The organism is Cellulomonas sp. Leaf334, assembly GCF_001424195.1.
In the GTDB taxonomy this organism is placed as follows: Bacteria; Actinomycetota; Actinomycetes; order Actinomycetales; family Cellulomonadaceae; genus Cellulomonas.
On sequence record NZ_LMOO01000001.1, the window covers coordinates 153,065 to 170,666 of the forward strand.

18 protein-coding genes are annotated in these 17,602 nt (G+C 71.9%); 2 read left to right on the forward strand and 16 right to left on the reverse strand.

Going from position 1 to position 17,602, the window contains the following annotated elements; translation table 11 throughout:
* Nucleotides 1–7 precede the first annotated feature (7 nt).
* Genes ASF78_RS00725 through ASF78_RS00735 form a run of 3 tightly spaced genes read right to left on the reverse strand, consistent with a single transcriptional unit; the run spans nt 8 to nt 2,125 of the window.
* A complete protein-coding gene (locus ASF78_RS00725) occupies nt 8–1,150 on the reverse strand; it encodes a hypothetical protein (RefSeq protein WP_056583733.1) in 1,143 nt (380 codons plus the stop codon).
* On the reverse strand, nt 1,147–1,452 hold the full coding sequence (locus ASF78_RS00730) for a hypothetical protein (protein ID WP_056583735.1): 306 nt from the start codon (nt 1,450–1,452) through the stop codon (nt 1,147–1,149). The genes ASF78_RS00725 and ASF78_RS00730 overlap by 4 nt, the downstream gene beginning before the upstream one ends.
* Nucleotide 1,453: 1 nt before the next feature.
* Nucleotides 1,454–2,125: a hypothetical protein gene (locus tag ASF78_RS00735; RefSeq protein WP_082494732.1), complete on the reverse strand. Its 672-nt coding sequence runs from the start codon at nt 2,123–2,125 to the stop codon at nt 1,454–1,456.
* Between the two features lie 192 nt (nt 2,126–2,317).
* Between ASF78_RS00735 and ASF78_RS00740 the strand changes: the two genes are divergently transcribed.
* Nucleotides 2,318–3,097 (forward strand): BTAD domain-containing putative transcriptional regulator, encoded by a 780-nt coding sequence (locus tag ASF78_RS00740; protein ID WP_156373991.1) that lies wholly within the window; start codon nt 2,318–2,320, stop codon nt 3,095–3,097.
* 12 nt (nt 3,098–3,109) lie between these two features.
* On the opposite strand, the gene ASF78_RS00745 is transcribed toward ASF78_RS00740, so the two are convergent.
* The 7 genes from ASF78_RS00745 to ASF78_RS00775 are packed head-to-tail and all read right to left on the reverse strand — an operon-like array spanning nt 3,110 to nt 11,109.
* Nucleotides 3,110–3,895, reverse strand: coding sequence for an aldolase/citrate lyase family protein (locus ASF78_RS00745; protein ID WP_056583737.1), 786 nt, complete (start codon nt 3,893–3,895; stop codon nt 3,110–3,112).
* Complete coding sequence (locus tag ASF78_RS00750) at nt 3,880–4,662, reverse strand: 2-keto-4-pentenoate hydratase (protein ID WP_056583740.1); 783 nt, start codon at nt 4,660–4,662, stop codon at nt 3,880–3,882. The genes ASF78_RS00745 and ASF78_RS00750 overlap by 16 nt, the downstream gene beginning before the upstream one ends.
* Complete coding sequence (hpaD, locus tag ASF78_RS00755; RefSeq protein ID WP_082494734.1) at nt 4,659–5,816, reverse strand: 3,4-dihydroxyphenylacetate 2,3-dioxygenase; 1,158 nt, start codon at nt 5,814–5,816, stop codon at nt 4,659–4,661. The genes ASF78_RS00750 and hpaD overlap by 4 nt, the downstream gene beginning before the upstream one ends.
* A 1-nt stretch (nt 5,817) precedes the next feature.
* Nucleotides 5,818–7,302 carry a 5-carboxymethyl-2-hydroxymuconate semialdehyde dehydrogenase gene (hpaE, locus tag ASF78_RS00760; protein WP_056587855.1) on the reverse strand — a complete coding sequence of 495 codons (1,485 nt, stop codon included), beginning with the start codon at nt 7,300–7,302 and terminating at the stop codon, nt 5,818–5,820.
* A gap of 5 nt (nt 7,303–7,307) precedes the next feature.
* Nucleotides 7,308–7,988, reverse strand: a complete 681-nt coding sequence (locus tag ASF78_RS00765; protein WP_056583743.1) for a GntR family transcriptional regulator — start codon at nt 7,986–7,988, stop codon at nt 7,308–7,310.
* Complete coding sequence (locus ASF78_RS00770) at nt 7,970–9,430, reverse strand: fumarylacetoacetate hydrolase family protein (RefSeq protein WP_056583746.1); 1,461 nt, start codon at nt 9,428–9,430, stop codon at nt 7,970–7,972. Before ASF78_RS00770 ends, ASF78_RS00765 begins: the two co-directional genes overlap by 19 nt.
* 32 nt (nt 9,431–9,462) lie before the next feature.
* Entirely contained in the window at nt 9,463–11,109 is a 1,647-nt protein-coding gene (locus ASF78_RS00775; RefSeq protein WP_056583749.1) for a thiamine pyrophosphate-binding protein, read from the reverse strand.
* A gap of 101 nt (nt 11,110–11,210) precedes the next feature.
* On the opposite strand from ASF78_RS00775, the gene ASF78_RS00780 reads away from it, so the two are divergent.
* Nucleotides 11,211–13,028, forward strand: a complete 1,818-nt coding sequence (locus ASF78_RS00780) for an FAD-binding monooxygenase (RefSeq protein ID WP_056583752.1) — start codon at nt 11,211–11,213, stop codon at nt 13,026–13,028.
* On the opposite strand, the gene ASF78_RS00785 is transcribed toward ASF78_RS00780, so the two are convergent.
* The 6 genes from ASF78_RS00785 to ASF78_RS00810 all read right to left on the reverse strand — a co-directional run bounded on the left by ASF78_RS00785 (nt 13,025) and on the right by ASF78_RS00810 (nt 17,584).
* Entirely contained in the window at nt 13,025–13,915 is an 891-nt protein-coding gene (locus tag ASF78_RS00785) for a phenylalanine 4-monooxygenase (RefSeq protein WP_056583755.1), read from the reverse strand. The two genes, ASF78_RS00780 and ASF78_RS00785, sit on opposite strands and share 4 nt — an antisense overlap.
* A 48-nt stretch (nt 13,916–13,963) precedes the next feature.
* The gene (locus ASF78_RS00790) at nt 13,964–14,908 is read right to left on the reverse strand and encodes a hypothetical protein (RefSeq protein ID WP_056583758.1); all 945 of its coding nucleotides are present in this window, start codon (nt 14,906–14,908) and stop codon (nt 13,964–13,966) included.
* Between the two features lie 148 nt (nt 14,909–15,056).
* Complete coding sequence (locus ASF78_RS00795; protein ID WP_056583761.1) at nt 15,057–15,713, reverse strand: hypothetical protein; 657 nt, start codon at nt 15,711–15,713, stop codon at nt 15,057–15,059.
* Nucleotides 15,710–16,324 carry a hypothetical protein gene (locus ASF78_RS00800; RefSeq protein ID WP_056583766.1) on the reverse strand — a complete coding sequence of 205 codons (615 nt, stop codon included), beginning with the start codon at nt 16,322–16,324 and terminating at the stop codon, nt 15,710–15,712. Before ASF78_RS00800 ends, ASF78_RS00795 begins: the two co-directional genes overlap by 4 nt.
* Nucleotides 16,325–16,326: 2 nt before the next feature.
* Complete coding sequence (locus ASF78_RS00805) at nt 16,327–16,866, reverse strand: DUF2589 domain-containing protein (RefSeq protein ID WP_056583769.1); 540 nt, start codon at nt 16,864–16,866, stop codon at nt 16,327–16,329.
* A gap of 1 nt (nt 16,867) precedes the next feature.
* Nucleotides 16,868–17,584: a hypothetical protein gene (locus tag ASF78_RS00810; protein ID WP_056583772.1), complete on the reverse strand. Its 717-nt coding sequence runs from the start codon at nt 17,582–17,584 to the stop codon at nt 16,868–16,870.
* Nucleotides 17,585–17,602 lie beyond the last annotated feature (18 nt).

Here is a 17,602-nt window from a genome sequence, read left to right on the forward strand (position 1 = left end):
TCGCCCCTCAGACCATGACCACGGGAGTCAGGGCGCCGCTGCCCTCGCGCTGCAGCGTGAACGACGCGGTGTAGGCCTCCCGGCTGATGTGGTGCACGACCTGCTGCACGTACCAGAGGCCGTCTGCGGACCACCCCGCGCCGCGCATCCCGACGAGCATGCGGGGCCGCAGGACCGAGCCGTACGCGCTGCCGTCGAGCGTGCCCGACGCCGTCACCGCGTCGACGCTGGCGTCGAGCACGCCCTGCGCCCGCGCGAACGCCGCGGCCGCACTGATGCCGGTGCCGCGGAACTGCCTCGACCGCAACGACGCCTGGTGCTCCACCCACACCGGCAGCGCACTGAGCGGCGGCCGGGTCGGCGCGACCGTCCGCACGGGCATCGTCTGCCCCGAGCGCGCGTCCTGCACCTGCCCCTCGACGTTCTCCGGTCGCTGCACGTCCGTCATGAACGACACCTGGCCCTGCACGTTCGTCGCCGGCCCGAGGTCCACCGAGATCGCCGGCTGCGGCAGCCCCGCCCGCACGGCCGGCCCCCAGTACAGGGAGCTCATGCCGCGGACCGGCCCCGGGATCATGCAGCAGACGTAGCCGTGCCACTGGGCGAGGTCCGAGATGTGCCGCCAGTCCGTGGCCTGCTGCGTGGGCGTGCGCTCCATCGGCAGCGGCGGGTCCATCGTGGGCGGCGGTATGACCGTCGGGAGGATGCCGTGCTGCGCGTACCGGGCGGCGATCGCGAGCACCTGCAGCGAGTCCTCGAGGGCCACGTGCTCGTCCGAGACCTCCGTGCGGTTCAGCAGCACCGACAGGTCCTGCCCGGTGAGGGTCAGCTCGGCCCGCTGCCCCTCACCACCGGGGACGAGGGTCGTCTCGGTGACGATCCCGTCGACCAGCACCTTCGGCAGCACCCCCATGGTCAGCTCGACGACGACCCGGGCGTTCGCCCGCAGCGGCGAGGTCGTCAGCACGGGGGAGTCGAGGGCCGCCGTCGGGCCGGAGCGACCCGCGTCGAGCACGATGCTGAAGACGGTCGGGCGGGAGTCCGACTCGGTGACCTGGACGGACCGCACGCGCTGCGCGACGTCCGGCGGCACCGGCAGCGGGACCGTCGGGCCGGCGGACAGCGCCATGTGCACCCCGAGCAGGCTCACGACGACGCCGCCCTCGGCAGCGGCACGACCAGCTCCGTGCCGACGGCCTCCGCGTCGACGAGGGCGTCCGGGTCGAGCGCGTCGTTCGCGTCGCAGACCCGCCAGAAGCCCAGCGGGTCACCCGTGTACCGCGCGCTGACCAGGTCCAGCCGGTCGCCGGGCGTGACGAGGTGCACCGCGAGCGTCGCCTGCGCCGTCGGGTCGGGTGGGAACCGTCGCCGCAGGTACCGCACCAGGCGGCGCGCACCGTCGGCGGTCGTGACCTCCAGGACAGTCGTCTCGACCTCGTCGTACCGCGCCACGTCAGCCCCCCACCGAGACGGAGACGCCGGCCGAGCCGGCCACGGCGGCCGCGATGCCCGCGAGACCGCCGACGGTCGCGCGGACCTCCTGCTGGACCTGGTGCACCAGGGACATCGCGAACCCGACATCCGTGGGCGAGAAGTCGTCGTAGGTCAGGACCGTCAAGGACAGGTCCACGGCGGCACGGATCGGGTTGAGGAGCGTGTCGAACGCCTGCTCGCGGATCGTCAGCGAGTCGACGCGCACGGGCACCACCCGCCCGGGACCCCAGACGAGGACCGTGAGGGGTGCCGTCGGCGGGAGCACCTCGATCACCCCGGCGGCGGTCAGCGCGGTGCGCGCGATGACCTGGGCAGTCGTCGGGTACAGCTGCATCTCCAGCACCGCGAGCCGCCCCGCGACACCCATGACCTGGGTGATCGCGTCGCCTGCCTCGAGGCCGTCGGTCGCGTCGAGGTCGATCGTCATCGTGACGGTCTCGGTCGCCGCCCCCCACACGCGCAGCGCGTCCGACGCGGACGCCGTCCCCGCCGCCGGCCCGCGCGGGCGCAACGACCGCGTGACCTCGTCGGGGTTGTACTGGAACACCGCGATCCGCGCCAGGGGCGCCGTCGGCTCGACCGAGACGATCGCCCCGGCCATGACGCGCGGTGACCCCGGGAAGCTGCTCATCCCGCGATCGTGGACGGACGTCGTCACGCCTGTGTCACGGGCCTGTCACGCCGGACGGACGAGCCCCGGATGTATCTGCGCGGCACGTGGGCGTCTCTCTTCTTGCAGCACGATCCGTACTAAGCGGATGATTCGGACAGTGACCGGCCATCGCGCGACGGGGCACTTCGGGGCCCCGGTAGGGGGTCCTCGATGTCGCTGCAGTCAGCCACGCTCAGGCCGCCCTTCGTGGACGGCCCCCAGGTCTCGATCCGGCTGCTCGGGGCGTTCGCCATGAACGTCGACAGCTGTCCGGTCGAGCTCCCCGCAGGGGTCCAGCGCCTGGTCGCGCTCCTCGCGCTGCGTGGCCGGACGGGACGCAGCCGGCTGGCCGGGCTGCTGTGGCCCGACACGGAGGAACGTCGCGCGCTCGCGAGCCTGCGCACCGGGATCTGGCGGGTCAACCAGGCCGCACCCGGGCTCGTGGTCTCCGCGCACGGCACGATCGAGCTCGGGCTGACGCCGGCGGTCGACGTGCAGCAGCTCATCGACCACTCGCGTGCCCTGCTGCGCGGCAGCCCCGACGACGACGCCCCGGCCGACCCGGGTGACGGCGAGCTCCTGCCCGACTGGGACGACGCGTGGCTCGACGCCGAGCGTGAACGCCTGCACCAGCTGCGCCTGCACGTGCTGGAGGCCACCGCCCGGCTGCTCGCGGACCACGGCCGGTTCGGCCTGGCCCTCGAGTTCGCCCTCGCCGCGCTGCGTGCCGACGAGCTGCGCGAGAGCGCGCACCGCGCGGTCATCGAGATCCATCTCGCCGAGGGCAACATCGTGGAGGCGCGCCGCGCGTACGACGCCTGCAGCCGCACGATGCGCGACGAGCTCGGCATCGACCCGTCGCCGACGCTGGCCGCCCTCGTCCGACCCGGCGGCCACGCGCCGCTGCACGTCGTGACGGCACGTGACCCGGCCGCGATCGTCCTGACGTGACCCGGCGGGAGGTCACTGACCCGCGCCGGGCGCGAGTCGCTCGGCGAGCTCCTCCGATCCCCGCGCGAGCAGCGTCACGTCGGCCCCGACGAGCACGAAGGAGGCTCCGGCGTCGAGGTAGGAACGTGCCAGGTCCGCGTCGAACGCGTTGACGCCGACCGGCTTGCCCGCCGCACGCACGGCGTCGAACGTGCGGTGGACGGCGGCGACGACGTCCGGGTGGGTCTGCCGGCCGAGCAGCCCCATCGAGGCGGCGAGGTCGGACGGGCCGACGAAGACGCCGTCGACGCCGTCGACGGCCGCGATGGCGCCGGCGGCGGCCACGCCCTCGACGGTCTCGACCTGCACGAGCAGCGACACGTGGTCGTCGGCCCGCTCGAAGTACCCGTCGACCCGGTTCCACCGGGCCGACCGGGACAGCGCCGACCCGACGCCCCGACGCCCCCGTGGCGGGTAGCGGACGGCCGCGACGACGGCCTCGGCCTCGGCGGCCGACGACACCATCGGCACGAGGAGGTTCTGCGCCCCGAGGTCGAGGACCTGCTTGATCGTGACGACGTCGCCGGTGGCCACCCGGACGACCGGCGTGACCGCGTAGCCGGCGACCGCTTGCAGCTGCGCGAGCACCGACTCGAGCCCGTTGGGCGAGTGCTCCATGTCGACGAGCAGCCAGTCGAGCCCGGAGCCCGCGCAGATCTCCGCGACCAGCGGGCTGCCCGTGCACACCCACATGCCGACGAGTGGCCGGTCGGCTGCCGTGAGGGCGTCGCGGAAGGTCGGGATCAGGTGAACCGGCATGTGATCGTCCCCAGGTCGCGGTAGTCGGCCAGCACGGTGTCACCGGGGTGCACCCAGACCGGACGGGTGAACGAGCCCGCGAGGACGAGCTCGCCGGCCTCGAGGCGGTCGCCGTGCTGGGCCAGCTTGTTCGCCAGCCAGGCGACACCCCGGGCGGGGTGGTCGAGCACGGCGGCTGCGACGCCGGACTCCTCGATCGTGTCGTTGCGGTACAGCAGCGCGGCGACCCAGCGCAGGTCGACGTCGTCGGGCGCGACGGGCGTGTCGCCGAGGACCATGGCACCCATCGCCGCGTTGTCGCTGATGGTGTCGACGATCGTGCGCCCCTCGAGCGCGATGCGGGATGACAGGATCTCCAGGGCGGGCACCACGTGCTCGGTGGCGCGCAGGACGTCCGCGAGGGTGGCGTCGGGACCGTCGACGGGTTCGGCCAGCCGGAAGGCGAGCTCGACCTCGATGCGGACGTTGGAGAACCGGCCGTGCTCGATCACCGAGCCGCTCGGGTAGACCATGTCGGCGAAGATCGCGCCGTAGTCCGGCTCGTCGATGCCGGTCGCGACCTGCATGACCTTCGACGTCAGGCCGATCTTGCGGCCGACGTGCTGCCGACCGGCCTCCACGCCCCGGCGTCGCCACTCGCGCTGCACCGCGTACGCGTCCTCGACGGTCATGCCTGGGTGGCGCGCGGTCAGGAGCGGCACGGTCGTCCGGTCGCGCTCTGCACCGGCGAGCTCGTCGGCGATGGCGGTCAGCGTCTCGGGTCTCACAGCTGGTGCCCCAGCTTGTACTCGCCCTGCTTCCAGCTCGGGAGCTCCTCGGGGTCGTCGCCCTTGCGGGTGTAGGAGAACCCGTCGGCCCCGATGGTGACCTCCATCTCGCTGGTGTCCGTGCGCGCGACCACCGGCTGCGGGACGCCGTCGAGGTCGAGCACCAGGGACGCCTCGGTGTACCAGGACGGGACCACCGGGTTGCCCCACCAGTCACGACGCTGGTTGTCGTGCACGTCCCACGTGACGACGGGGTTGTCGGGGTCGCCGGTGTAGTAGTCCTGCGTGTAGATCTCGATGCGGTGCCCGTCGGGGTCGCGCAGGTACAGGTAGAACGCGTTGGACACCCCGTGGCGGCCGGGCCCGCGCTCGATGCAGTCGGACCGCCGCAGTGCGCCGAGCTTGTCGCAGATGGCCAGGATGTTGTGCTTCTCGTGGGTCGCGAACGCGACGTGGTGCAGACGTGGGCCGTTGCCGCCCGTCATCGCGGTGTCGTGGACGGTGGGCTTGCGGCGCATCCACGCGGCGTAGGTGGTGCCGGCCTCGTCCTGGATGTCCTCGGTCACCCGGAACCCGAGGTCCTCCAGGTGCGCCACCGCCCGGGGCACGTCGGGGGTGACCTGGTTGAAGTGGTCGAGGCGCACGAGCGTGCCCGGGGAGTGCAGGTCGTAGCGCCACGCGAGCCTTTCGACGTGCTGGACGTCGTGGAAGAACTCGTAGGGGAACCCGAGCGGGTCCACGACGCGCACCGAGTCGCCGACGCCCGTCGCGAAGCCGTCCGCCCGCCGTTCGACGCGGCACCCGAGCTCGCCGTAGAAGGCGACCGCCCTGTCGAGGTCCGCGGGGGAGCGGACCCGGAAGGAGAGCGCGGCGACCGCGGCCACGGGGCCTGTGCGCAGGACGAGGTTGTGGTGGATGAACTCCTCGAAGCTGCGCAGGTAGACGGTCTCCTCGTCCTCCTCGGTGACGACGAGGCCCAGCACGTCGACGTAGAAGTTCCGCGATGCCGCGAGGTCGGTGACGACGAGCTCTATGGAGGCGGCCCGCAGGATGTCCGGCGGAGGGCTCGACGGCGTCGGGACGGGGTCGGCGGCGTGGATGGGGTCCTCGTCGGTCACGACGGGCTCCGGCCCGCCGGGGGTGATCGCGCTCACGTCAGACTCCCTTGCCGAACGTCGGGTGGTGCGCGTCGCCGAGCGTGACGTGCACGGCCTGCTGGTGCGTGTAGAAGTCGATCGAGCGGTACCCGCCCTCGTGGCCGAGGCCGGAGGCCTTGACGCCGCCGAACGGGGTGCGCAGGTCGCGGACGTTGTTGCTGTTCAGCCACACCATGCCCGCGTCGACGGCCTGCGCGAAGGTGTGCGCTCGCTTGAGGTCGTTGGTCCACACGTAGGCCGCTAGCCCGTACCTCACACCGTTGGCGAGTGCGAGCGCCTCCTCGTCGGTGTCGAACGGGGTGATCGCGACCACCGGCCCGAAGATCTCCTCCTGGAAGATCCGGGCGTCGGACGGGACGTCGGCGAACACGGTGGGGGCCACGTAGTTGCCGGTCGGGAACCCCTCGGGACGCCCGCCTCCCGCGACGAGCCGACCCTCGGCCTTGCCGAGCTCGATGTAGCCCATGACCTTCTCGTAGTGCTCCGGGTGCACGAGCGCGCCGACCTCGGTGCCGGGCTCGTGCGGGGGGCCGACGACGACCCGCTGCGCCTGCGCGCCGTAGCGCAGGACGAACTCGTCGTAGATCTCGCGCTGCACGAGGATCCGGCTGCCCGCCGTGCAGCGTTCGCCGTTGAGCGAGAACACCCCGAAGATCGTCGCGTCGATCGCCGCGTCGAGGTCGGCGTCGGCGAACACCACGGCGGGGGACTTGCCCCCGAGCTCCATCGAGAGCCCCTTCAGGTGAGGCGCGGCGTTCGCGAAGATGAGCTGCCCGGTCCGGCTCTCGCCCGTGAACGAGATCAGCGGCACGTCCGGGTGCTTGACCAGCGCGTCGCCCGCCTGCTCACCGATGCCGTGGACGAGGTTGAACACGCCGACGGGCAGGCCGGCCTCCTCGAAGATCCCGGCCCACAGCGACGCCGACAGGGGCGTGAACTCCGCGGGCTTGAGCACGACGGTGTTCCCGGTGGCCAGCGCGGGGCCGAGCTTCCAGGACTCGAGCATGAACGGCGTGTTCCACGGCGTGATGAGGCCGGCGACGCCGATCGGCTTGCGGTTGACGTAGTTGAGCTGCCGGCCGGGCACCTTGAACGCGTCGTCGGTCTGGGCGACGACGAGGTCCGCGAAGAACCGGAAGTTCTCTGCGGCGCGCCGCGCCTGGCCCAGGGCCTGCGTGATCGGCAGGCCCGAGTCGAAGCTCTCGAGCTCGGCGAGCCGGGCGTCGCGCGACTCGACGAGGTCGGCGACGCGGTGCAGGATCCGGGACCGTTCGCGCGGCAGCATCCGCGGCCACGGCCCCTCGTCGAACGCGCGCCGCGCCGCCGTGACGGCCCGGTCGACGTCCGCCGCCCTGCCCGCGGCGGCGTGCAGGTACGTCTCGTTCGAGACCGGGTCGAGGACCTCGAACGTCGCGCCGTCCGCGGAGTCGACGTGCTCGCCCCCGATGTAGTGCTGGAGGCGCTCGGGAAGGTCGGCTGGCATGCGGGTCACCTCTCGTCAGGGTGCTCGTGGCTCAGGTAGGCGGCGAGCGTGGCCGAGCGGTGCCCGCGGGCCGCGCGCTCGATGTCCGCCAGAGGTGCGCCGGCCTCGACGAGACCGAGGAGCGTCTCGTGCTCCCGGACCGACTCCTGCGCGCGGCCGGGCACGAAGCTGAACGTCGAGTCGCGCAGGTGACCCAGCCGGACCCACTCGGACTCGACGATCGCGAGCAGCCGCGGGTTCGGGCACGCGGCGAAGAGCACCGAGTGGAACTGCTGGTTCAACGACGTGAAGCGGCGGGGGTCGAAGTCGTCGAGCGACTCGACGAGGCGGGTGTTCAGCTCGTGCGCCTGCCGCAGGTCGTCGGCCGTGAGGTGCCGGGCCGCGAGCGCTGTGGCGGCACCCTCGAGGATGGCGAGCGTCTCCATGCTGTGCCGGTACTGGGAGTCGTCGATCATCGACACCCGTGCGCCGACGTTCCGCTCGAAGGTCACGAGCCCCTCGGCCTCGAGCCGACGGATCGCCTCGCGCACGGGCACCACGCTCATGCCGAGGTCGTTCGCGACGGACGCGAGGACCAGGCGGTGCCCCGGCGCGAGCTCCTCGCCCGCGATCCGCTCCTTGAGCGAGTGGTAGGCGCGCTGCGACTTGCTCCGCGTCGCCGCGTCGGTCAGCGGGTCGCGCGCCATGCGTCGAACCTCGCTCTCCACCGGGCGTCCATCGGGAAGAGGCCGTCGATCGGGTGCCCGGCGGCGACCTGCTGCGCGATCCAGCCGTCCTCCTCCTCCTGGGCGAGGGCGGCGTCGACGACCTCCTCGACCAGCCCCGGCGGGATGACGACGACCCCGTCCCCGTCGCCGACGAGGACGTCCCCGGGCTCGACGGTCGTCCCCCCGCACGCGACGGCCACGTCGACGTCCCACGGCACGTGCAGGCGGCCGAGGACGGCGGGGTGCGCGCCGGCGGAGTAGACGGGGATGCCCACGGCGGCCACGGCGGCGTGGTCGCGGACACCGCCGTCGGTCACGATGCCGGCCGCGCCGCGGGCGTGGGCGCGCAGGGCGAGGATGTCGCCGAGCGTGCCGGACCCGGTCTCGCCGCGGGCCTCGATGACGATGACCTCGCCCTCGCCGACGGTGTCGAACGTGCGCTTCTGCGCGTTGTAGCCGCCGCCGTGGCGGGCGACGAGGTCCTCGCGGGCCGGCACGAACCGCAGCGTGCGGGCCGTGCCGACGAGCTTGGCGTCGGCGTGCACGGGCCGGACGCCGTCGATCGTCACCTGGTTGAGGCCACGTCTGCGCAGCTGCGCGCTCAGGGCGGCGACCGGGGTGCGCAGGAGCTTCTCCCGCAGCTCCGCCGAGAGCCGGGCGCCCGGTCGGACACCCCACGCCTCCGCGCGCTGGACGTCGTCGACGGCGGGCTGCGACCCGAGCGAGCCGTCGAACTCGTGCTCGCCCTGGACGACGGTCGTGACGAGCCTGCCCGACGTCGGCGCCCCGTGCGCACTGGGTGCGTCGACCTCGACCTCGACGACGTCGCCGGGGACGACGACGGAAGAGCCGGCGGGGGTGCCCGTGAGGATGACGTCGCCGGGTTCCAGCGTGAGGTGCTGGGAGAGGTCGGCGACGAGCCGGGGGAGCGTGAAGAGGAGGCCCGCGGTCGTGTCGTCCTGGCGCAGCTCGCCGTTGACCCAGGCGCGTACGCGCAGTGCACCCGGGTCGACCGTGCGGGCGTCGAGGAGTGCGGGTCCGACGGGCGTGAACCCGTCCCCGCCCTTGGAGCGGACGTTGGAGCCCTTGTCGTTGGCGCGCAGGTCGTACAGCCCGAGATCGTTCGCGGCCGTGACCCAGACGACGTGGTTCCACGCCTGCTCCAGGGGCACGCGCCGGGCCGGCCTGCCGATGACGAGCGCGATCTCGCCCTCGAACGCGAGCAGCTCGGTGCCGTGCGGCCGTTCGACCGTGCCGCCCGACGGTGCGACGGAGCTGGACGGCTTGAAGAAGTACGACGGGTGCGCGGGACGGCGGCCGCGCTGGTCGGCGCGCGAGGCGTAGCTGAGGTGGATCGCGACGATCTTTCCCGGCCGTCCGGGCAGGCCGGAGAACCTCGGGTCCGTGCTGTCGTCGGTCATGAGCTCCCTCACAGTCGAAAGTCAGTCCGTGGTCAACCGCTCGCCCTCGAGATCTCCTCCCAGAACGGTGCGACGACGGTGCCGGAGACCCGCAGGTCGAGGAGCAGGAACGGGCGCTCGTCCGCCGGGCGGGTGCTCCACTCCCTCAGCACGTCGAGGTCCTCGACGGTCCGGACGGCCACTCCCTGCGCGCCGAGCGCGGTGGCGACGCCGGCGAAGTCGACGTCCGGGATGAGCATCGGCTCCTGCGCCAGTCCCTTGCGCCCGTAGAGGTGCATCTCCGCGCTGTACGCGCCGTCGTTCCACACGACCGCGATCCCGCGCCCGGCGGCGACCCGCACGGCCGACTCCAGGTCGGACAGGGCCATGAGCCCGCCGCCGTCGCCGGTCGTCAGGACCACGGTCGCCTCGGGGCGGGCGAGCGCCGCGCCCATCACGCTGGGGAAGCCGAGCCCGATCGCCTGGAACGCGGTGCCGACCATCACCATCCGGTCCGGCGAGGACACCGGCCAGTACATGTTCGACCAGCCGAGGAAGTGCCCGCCGTCCGAGACGACCACGCGGTTCTCGGGCAGCAGCTCGGCGAGGCGCGCCGCGGCTGAGCGCGGGTCGAGCCGCCCGTCCGCGGCGGTCCCGTCCCCGGGTTCGTGCCGTCTCGCGGTCGACAGGTCGACCGACTCCCGCCACCCGCTGGGCACGACGTCCGAGAGCTCCTTGAGGATCGACTCCGCGACGACGCAGGCGTCTCCGCGCACGTACCCGCCCACGTGCGGGTGGGTCGCCGCGGGCGCGACGTCGACCTGGAACACCCGGCACCCGGGCGCGAACAGCTCGCCGAACCGCATCGTGAACTGGTTGAGGGAGGCGCCGACGACCACCGCGACGTCGGCCTCGCGGACGAGCGCCATCGCGCCCTCGGTCCCGAACCCACCGGCGACGCCCAGGTCGAACTCGCGGCGGGGGAAGATCCCGCGGCCGAGCGCCGTCGTCACGGTCAGCGCACCGGTCGCGTCGGCGACGGCCCCGAGCGCCTCGCCGGCGCCGGCCACCCAGGCGCCCCGGCCGGCGAGGAGCAACGGTCGGCGGGCGTTCGCGAGGGCGGCGGCGATGTCCCGCACGACGCCGTCGGCGAACGCCCCGCGGACGGCGAGCGGCGCGGGCAGCCGGGGGGCGGGCGTCTCGGGCACCGGGCCGGTGTCCAGGGTCGCGACGTCGTAGGGGATCGCGAGCACGGTGGGCACGCGGTAGGTCAGGGCGTGCTCGACGGCGATGACGGTCGTGGCGGCGGCGTCCGCGCGGCCCACGGTGTAGGTGCGGGCGCCGACGGCCGACGCCATCGCGATCTGGTCGACGTCCCACGGCCGGGGGCCTGACGTCGGCTCGTCGCCGACGACGAGCACGAGCGGCACGTGGGCCTGCACGGCCTCCGCGAGGGCGGTGAGGGTGTTGGTGAACCCGGCGCCGTAGGTCGTCGTGGCCGCGGCGAGCCTTCCTGAGGCGCGGTGGAACGCGTCGGCGGCGACGACGGCACCGGCCTCGTGCCGCACCGCGGTGAAGAGGGCGTCGGTCTGCCGTGTCAGCGCGTCGAGGAAGTACGCGTTGCCGTTGCCCATGACGCCGAAGACGTGGTCGACGTGAGCGGCGAGCGTGACCGCGACGTGCGCGGAGACCGTCGGCATGGAAGGGGCCTCTCGGACCGGTTCGACCGCGTCGTTGCGGCTCGGTAGGGATAATATACGATCCGCACCACCTCGACATCGGCGTCAGGGGAGTGGGTCCCATGCAGTTCCACCACCACGGGTACGTCTCCGGCGACCCGCGCGTCCAGCCCGCAGCGGGCGTCGGCATCGACCGGCCGGACGAGCTCCCGGACGAGGTCGACGTCCTCATCGTCGGCACCGGACCGGCGGGGATGATCGCGGCGGCGCAGCTGTCCCAGTTCCCCGACGTCACCACCCGGATCGTCGAACGTCGCGAGGGCCGGCTCCCGATCGGGCAGGCGGACGGCATCCAGGCACGCAGCGTCGAGACGTTCCAGGCGTTCGGGTTCGCCGGGCGGATCGCCGAGGAGGCCTACCGGATCACCGAGATGTGCTTCTGGCACCCGGACCCGGCCGACCCGTCGCGCATCGTCCGCGGCGAACGACCGGCCGACGATCCCGGCGGCATCAGCGAGTTCCCGCACCTCATCGTCAACCAGGCACGCGTGCTCGACTACTTCGCCGAGTACATGGCCAGCTCGCCCACCCGGATGGTGCCCGACTACGGATACGAGTTCGCGGGTCTGGTGCGGTCCGACGACCACGTCGACGTCACCCTCGTGCGAGCCGGGCAGCGCAGGGTCGTGCGAGCCAGGTACGTCCTGGGCGCGGACGGCGCTCGGAGCAAGGTCCGCACGGCGATCGGCTGCACGATGGAGGGCGACTCGGCGTTCCACGCGTGGGGCGTGATGGACGTCCTGGCCGTCACCGACTTCCCGGACATCCGGCTGAAGTGCGCGATCCAGTCCGGCACGGGCGGCAGCATCCTGCTCATCCCGCGCGAGGGCGGCCACCTGTTCCGCATGTACGTCGACCTCGGCGAGACCGATCCGGACGCCCACCACGACGTCCGCAGCACGACGATCGAGCAGATCATCGCCAAGGCGAACGCGATCCTGCACCCGTACACGCTCGACGTGCGCGACGTCGCGTGGCACAGCGTGTACGAGGTGGGGCACCGGCTGACCGACCGGTTCGACGACGTCACCGCCGAGGAGACGGGCATCCGCGCACCCCGGGTCTTCATCGCCGGGGACGCCTGCCACACCCACAGTGCCAAGGCCGGCCAGGGCATGAACGTCTCCATGCAGGACGGATTCAACCTCGCCTGGAAGCTCGGGTACGTGCTCACCGGCCGCAGCCCCGAGAGCCTGCTCGCCACGTACTCGGCCGAGCGTCAGGTGGTCGCGCAGAACCTCATCGACTTCGACAAGGAGTGGTCGTCGCTGATGGCGAAGACGCCGGAGGAGCTGGGGGACCCCGGCCGACTGGCCGACTTCTACGTGCAGACCACCGAGTTCCTGTTCGGGTTCATGACGCAGTACCCGCCGTCGATGGTCGTCGCGGAGGCGACCCACCAGTCGCTCGCGACGGGCTTCCCGGTCGGCAAGCGGTTCAAGTCCGTGCCCGTCGTCCGGGTCGCCGACGCGAACCCTCTGCACCTCGGCCACCAGCACCGCGCCGACGGCCGCTGGCGGGTCTACGCGTTCGCCGACCGTGCTGCGGCAGCCCTCACGCAGTGGGCTGAGTGGATGTCGACCTCACCCGACGCCCCCGCGCACGACGTCCTGGACCTCAAGGTCGTCTACCAGCAGCGGCATGTCGACGTGGACATCTCAGCCGTGCCGGAGCTCTTCCTGCCGCGCACAGGCCCGTTCGAGCTCGTCGACTACGAGAACGTCTACGCGACGCACCCGGACGAGGACATCGTCGAGCTGCGCGGAGTCGACCGCGGCGGCTGCGTCGTCGTCGTCCGGCCCGACCAGTACGTCGCGGCGGTCCTGCCCTTCGACGCGACGGACGAGCTCGCCGCGTTCTTCCGGCAGCACCTCCTCTAGACGGACCTCCGTGCTGCGAGCCGGGCCGCCACGTCGTCGTCGAACCCGGCGAAGAACTCGCCCACCCGGTCGGTGAGCTCGCTCATGCCGTCGCACGCGAACAGGATCGGCTGGTAGTGGCTGATGTCGTACGCCAGGGTGGCCATCTGGTCGAAGTCCACGGGCCGGATGTCGGCCCCGCGGAACTCCTCGATCTCGCCGTAGGAGGAGAGCAACCCGGCACCGTAGGCGCGCAGCTCGCCGTGCTCGTACATGACCCCGAACTCGATGGTGAACCAGAAGACGTCGGCCACGTACTGCAGGCCCTCGGCCGTCTCGCACCGGCGCGCGGCCTCCCCGGCACGGCGCTTGACCTCGGCGATCGCGGGGTTCGCGAGCAGATTGCAGTGCCCCACGACCTCGTGGATGATGTCCGGCTCCGGCGTGTAGAGCGGTTGCGACGGGTGCCGCAGGTACTGCGTCGAGTGGAACACCCCGTCCGCGAGCGACCCGTAGAACACGTCGAGCGGCACCAGTCCCGCCGCCGGGTGGAGCCGGAACCCGCTGAGCGGGTCGAGCCCCGCACTGACCTCGTCGAGCTGGGGCACGTGGTCGGTGGGCAGCGCGAGGGCTTCCTTGCCCTCCAGGTAGCCGCGGATCGCGAGCCGCTCGTGCTTCGGCGCGAGCTCGCGGCACACGGTCGCCCAGATCTGGTTCTCGGAGTCGGTGTAGTCGACGGTCGGCACGGGTTCGCCGGGCTGCCACGCGAGCGCCGGCGCGGCGATCTCGTTCCGGCGACGGCGGTAGGCGTCGTCGTTGGCGCCGGGGTGGTCGTCCGCGAGGTGCACGGTGGCCTTGCCGTCCTCGTCCGCGGTGACGGGAGCGTAGAGCTGGCCTTCGTCGAACATGCGATCCGTTCTACGCCACAAGCGTGACCGACGCATCCCCCACACGGGTCAGGAACCCGCTGCCGCCCCCGTGACCGCCTCGTGCTTCTCGGCGTCCGTCGGCGGTTCCCACTTCTGGAGCGTCTGGATGAGCCAGAACGCGACGAACAGCCCCAGCTCCCACAGCTCCGCGACGATGCCGGCGTACGGGGAGTGGAGCACGAGGTCCAGGACGGCGGCGATGAAGATCCCGCCACCCACCATGAGCCAGAAGATCCACTGGTAGATGCCGGTGCCGTCGCCGCCCTTCCCGGACTCCGCGCGTCTCCGCGAGGCCGCCGTGGGCGGTCGCAGGGAGCCGGTCCTCGCCGGCCAGGCGTAGCTGGCGACCGCGGTGGCCATGCTCACGATGAGCAGCAGCGTCGCGGCGAGGTGGACGTTGTCGAACGACGTCCCCTCGAACGCCCTCCACACGACCAGCGCGACGAACGCGATCGCGAACAGCGTGGAGACCAGGAAGAACCACCTGGCCACGGCGTTCCTCCGCAGCTCCCGGTACGCCCAGTGACCGGTCGTCGCCTCCACGACGAGGAAGGCGGCGGTGACGATCAGCACGGCCGCGATGGTGACGCGCAGGGACGCGACGACGTCGGCCCGCTCCTGATCCGTCCCGAGCTGCGCGAGGGACCGGGCCAGCTGCGTCGGGACGAACGCCACGAACAGCGCGTAGAAGCCGGCGAGGTTCAGCGCGTAGTCCTCGAGCGCCTCGCCACGGTAGGCGACGAGGCACACCGCGATCCCGACCATGCAGCCGACGAACACGTCCCGCATCGGGCCCAGGTAGTAGGCGCTGATGGAGCCCTGGATGGAGTCGAGACCGAAGGCGAACGCTGCGCCGAGCAGGCCGGCCAGCAGGAGCAGGGGGAGCGCGACGAGCATGGTGCGCAGGTGGCGGTAGGTCTCGTGGGCGAAGTACGGGTCACCCGAGGACGTGAGCTGTTCGTGGGTCGCCATGCCCGTGATGTTCCCCGCTGGTGGTGATGCTCGCCAGGCGTGTCCGTCTGGCAGCCCTGAGCGACCGGGCTGCCGGGCAGGTCAGCGCGTCGCGTGCTCGCCCTTCCCCTGCGCGGTGGACGCCATGGTGAAGGCGCACCCAACGCGCTCAGAACAGCTTCGAGTCGGCGACGATGGCCTTGTCTCGCAGGATCCACCGTTGCCCCCCGGTGTCGACGGCGGCGAATCGGTCCTCGAGCTTCCCGCCTCCCCACCCGAGCTTGGCGGCCGCCATCCACGCCGCGGTGAGCTCCGCCGACGACGAGTCGGCCTGCACACGAGCGAGAAAATGCTGCTTGTCGGCCATGAATCCGGCGCCGAGCATCGCGTCGACCACTTTCCATCCGGTCACACCGCGGAACCCGAGCATGGTGCCCGCGCCGAAGAGGGTGTGGAGGTCGCGCACGAGGTCGTTGTCACCCAGCGTGCTGCAGCCACCCCAGAGCACCAGGGTCGGGCGAAGGCCGAGCTCGGCCGATCCGCGTTTGAGGGTCTTGGTGTCGCTGCCGACCTCGAGAGTGACCGCGTCAGGGCCGAACCGGACGCCGACGTCGCCGGACTCGTTGTACAACCGCCGCGAAGCGAAGTGCCCGCCGAAGAAGACCCAGTCGAACGAGCGGCCGAAGAAGCCAACGAGCTCGTCCATCGTCGGTGCCGGTTTCTTGATGGGGAGGGGCACGTCGAAGCCCAGGCTCTTGCAGCCCTTCTCCCAGGTCGAGGCGTCGGGCCGCGTTCCGAGGCACAGGATGCCGGTCGACTGGGTCATGACCGCTCCGATCTGCTGACGAGCTCCCGCCCGGACACGTTCCGCCGTTCCACCCAGCCTGCGGAATCCAGGCTCTGCAGTGCAGCAAGCAGCTCTGCGCGGGAGAGCTTGAGTGAAGCCCGGAGCGACGTCGACGACATCGGGCCCGCGGAGGCGTCGAGCGCTCTCAGGACCGCTGCGGCGACCGAGCCCTCGGCCGGTGCGGACGAGGGCGCCGGCGCAGAAGGCGCCGCGACGCCCGCGCGCCGACGAGTCGACCTCTCGCTGTCGGCCGAGGGGGAGAGGTCGCCGGAGCTTTCGGTGTCACCGATCAGGGAAGGCGCCGCGAGCACCGCGAGCCTGCCGAAGGCCTCCACGTACGGGAGCATGAGGGCGTGAATGGCGCGAGCACGTGCGCCGACGGCGGCGAACGGGGCGTTGTCGGCTGTTCCGCTGGCCTCTGCCCAGAGCCGTTGGCCGATCAGGGTGTCAGCGAGGCGGGTGTACGACTCGGCGCCCTCGGCGAACCCTGCCTCGACGAGTGACCGCTCGAAGTGCACCAGCACCGCCTCGGCCGTCGACACGGTGGCCACGATGTTGCCCTCGAGCTGGCGGGCTGCCTGCTCGGCCATGGTCAGTCGCCGGGTCCCGCGAGCTTGTGTTCGCTCGCAGCCACCTCGAGGATGTCGAGCGACCTCGCGAGCGCGGGCGGGAGGTCCGCCTTCTCGACCTCGACGGACACCTTGATCGACCCGCGTTCGTCCGTCGACCGCCTTCCGGTCAGCAGCTGGCCCCTGATCACGGGAACGGCACGGCCGGGCAGCATCGGTCGTGAGTCGGTCTCGGCAGGCTCCTGGACGGTGCTGACCTGGAACTCCAGATCGATCTTCGCGCGCTTGATGGCGATGAGCGGAATGTCCACCATGCCGAGGAGCGGGAGGCCCACCCTGAACGACGCCTCGTTGTCGTTCTCGTCCCGCTTGCGGTAGGTGAACTCGACGACGCGGAGAGATGGTGGTCCACCTTCCTTCTCCGCAGGCTGGAATCCCACCTCGTCGATGAACTCGACCGTCGCACGGGCCGCCCGGGCCTGGGCGTCCACGAGTGCCGAGAGGATGTTGCCGACCGCCTGCCCGAGCGTCAGCGACGCCTGCGGATCGATGAGGATCGCCATGTCAGTCAACCGCTCTCGTCGGGTTCGACACGTTTCCTCCGAGCTGGATCTCCTCCATGCTCACCGTGAGGACGAGCTCACTGATCTGACTGTCCGGGACGCCCGCCAACGCCTCGGCGGTGACGGACACGTCGAGATCGGCCTGTGACGCCTTTCGTGCGTCTTCCAGCCTGCGGGCAGCGGCGCGCAGCTCACCGACCTCGGCACGCACGGTGCGCTCGAGCGACCCGGCGAGGTCGAGGCCCTCCAGGGCCCGTCGTGTGCTGACGGGCAGCGAGTCCACCAGCTTGGTGAGGTATCCGATCGTCGACCGGACCAGCTCCGGCTCGCCCCCCTCCGCGAGCAGGGCCCCCGGATCGATCACTGATGTCGGGTCGGTGACGGCGAGCCGTCGTTCGAAGGCGCCGACGACCCGCTCGTTGTCGAAGCGGCCGACGTCCTGGAGCACTCTCGGGACGACCCTCTCTCGGATCGAGCGCAGCCAGAACTCGCCCAGCTCGGCCGGCTCGAGAACGGCGACCGGCTCCTGCACGGTCAGGACGGCGAACCGCATCGTCAGCTGCGCGCTGCGGATCGACACCCGGGGCAGCGGCAGCTGGGACAGTGTCGGTTCGCGCCTGTACGCGTCGAGGAGGTCGACGGTGAACGCGTCCGAGATGGTGTGGCTCTGCGCGAGGTCACGCATCAGACCACCGACGACGCTGCTCAGCCTGGTCATCGCGGGAGCGCCGACGCT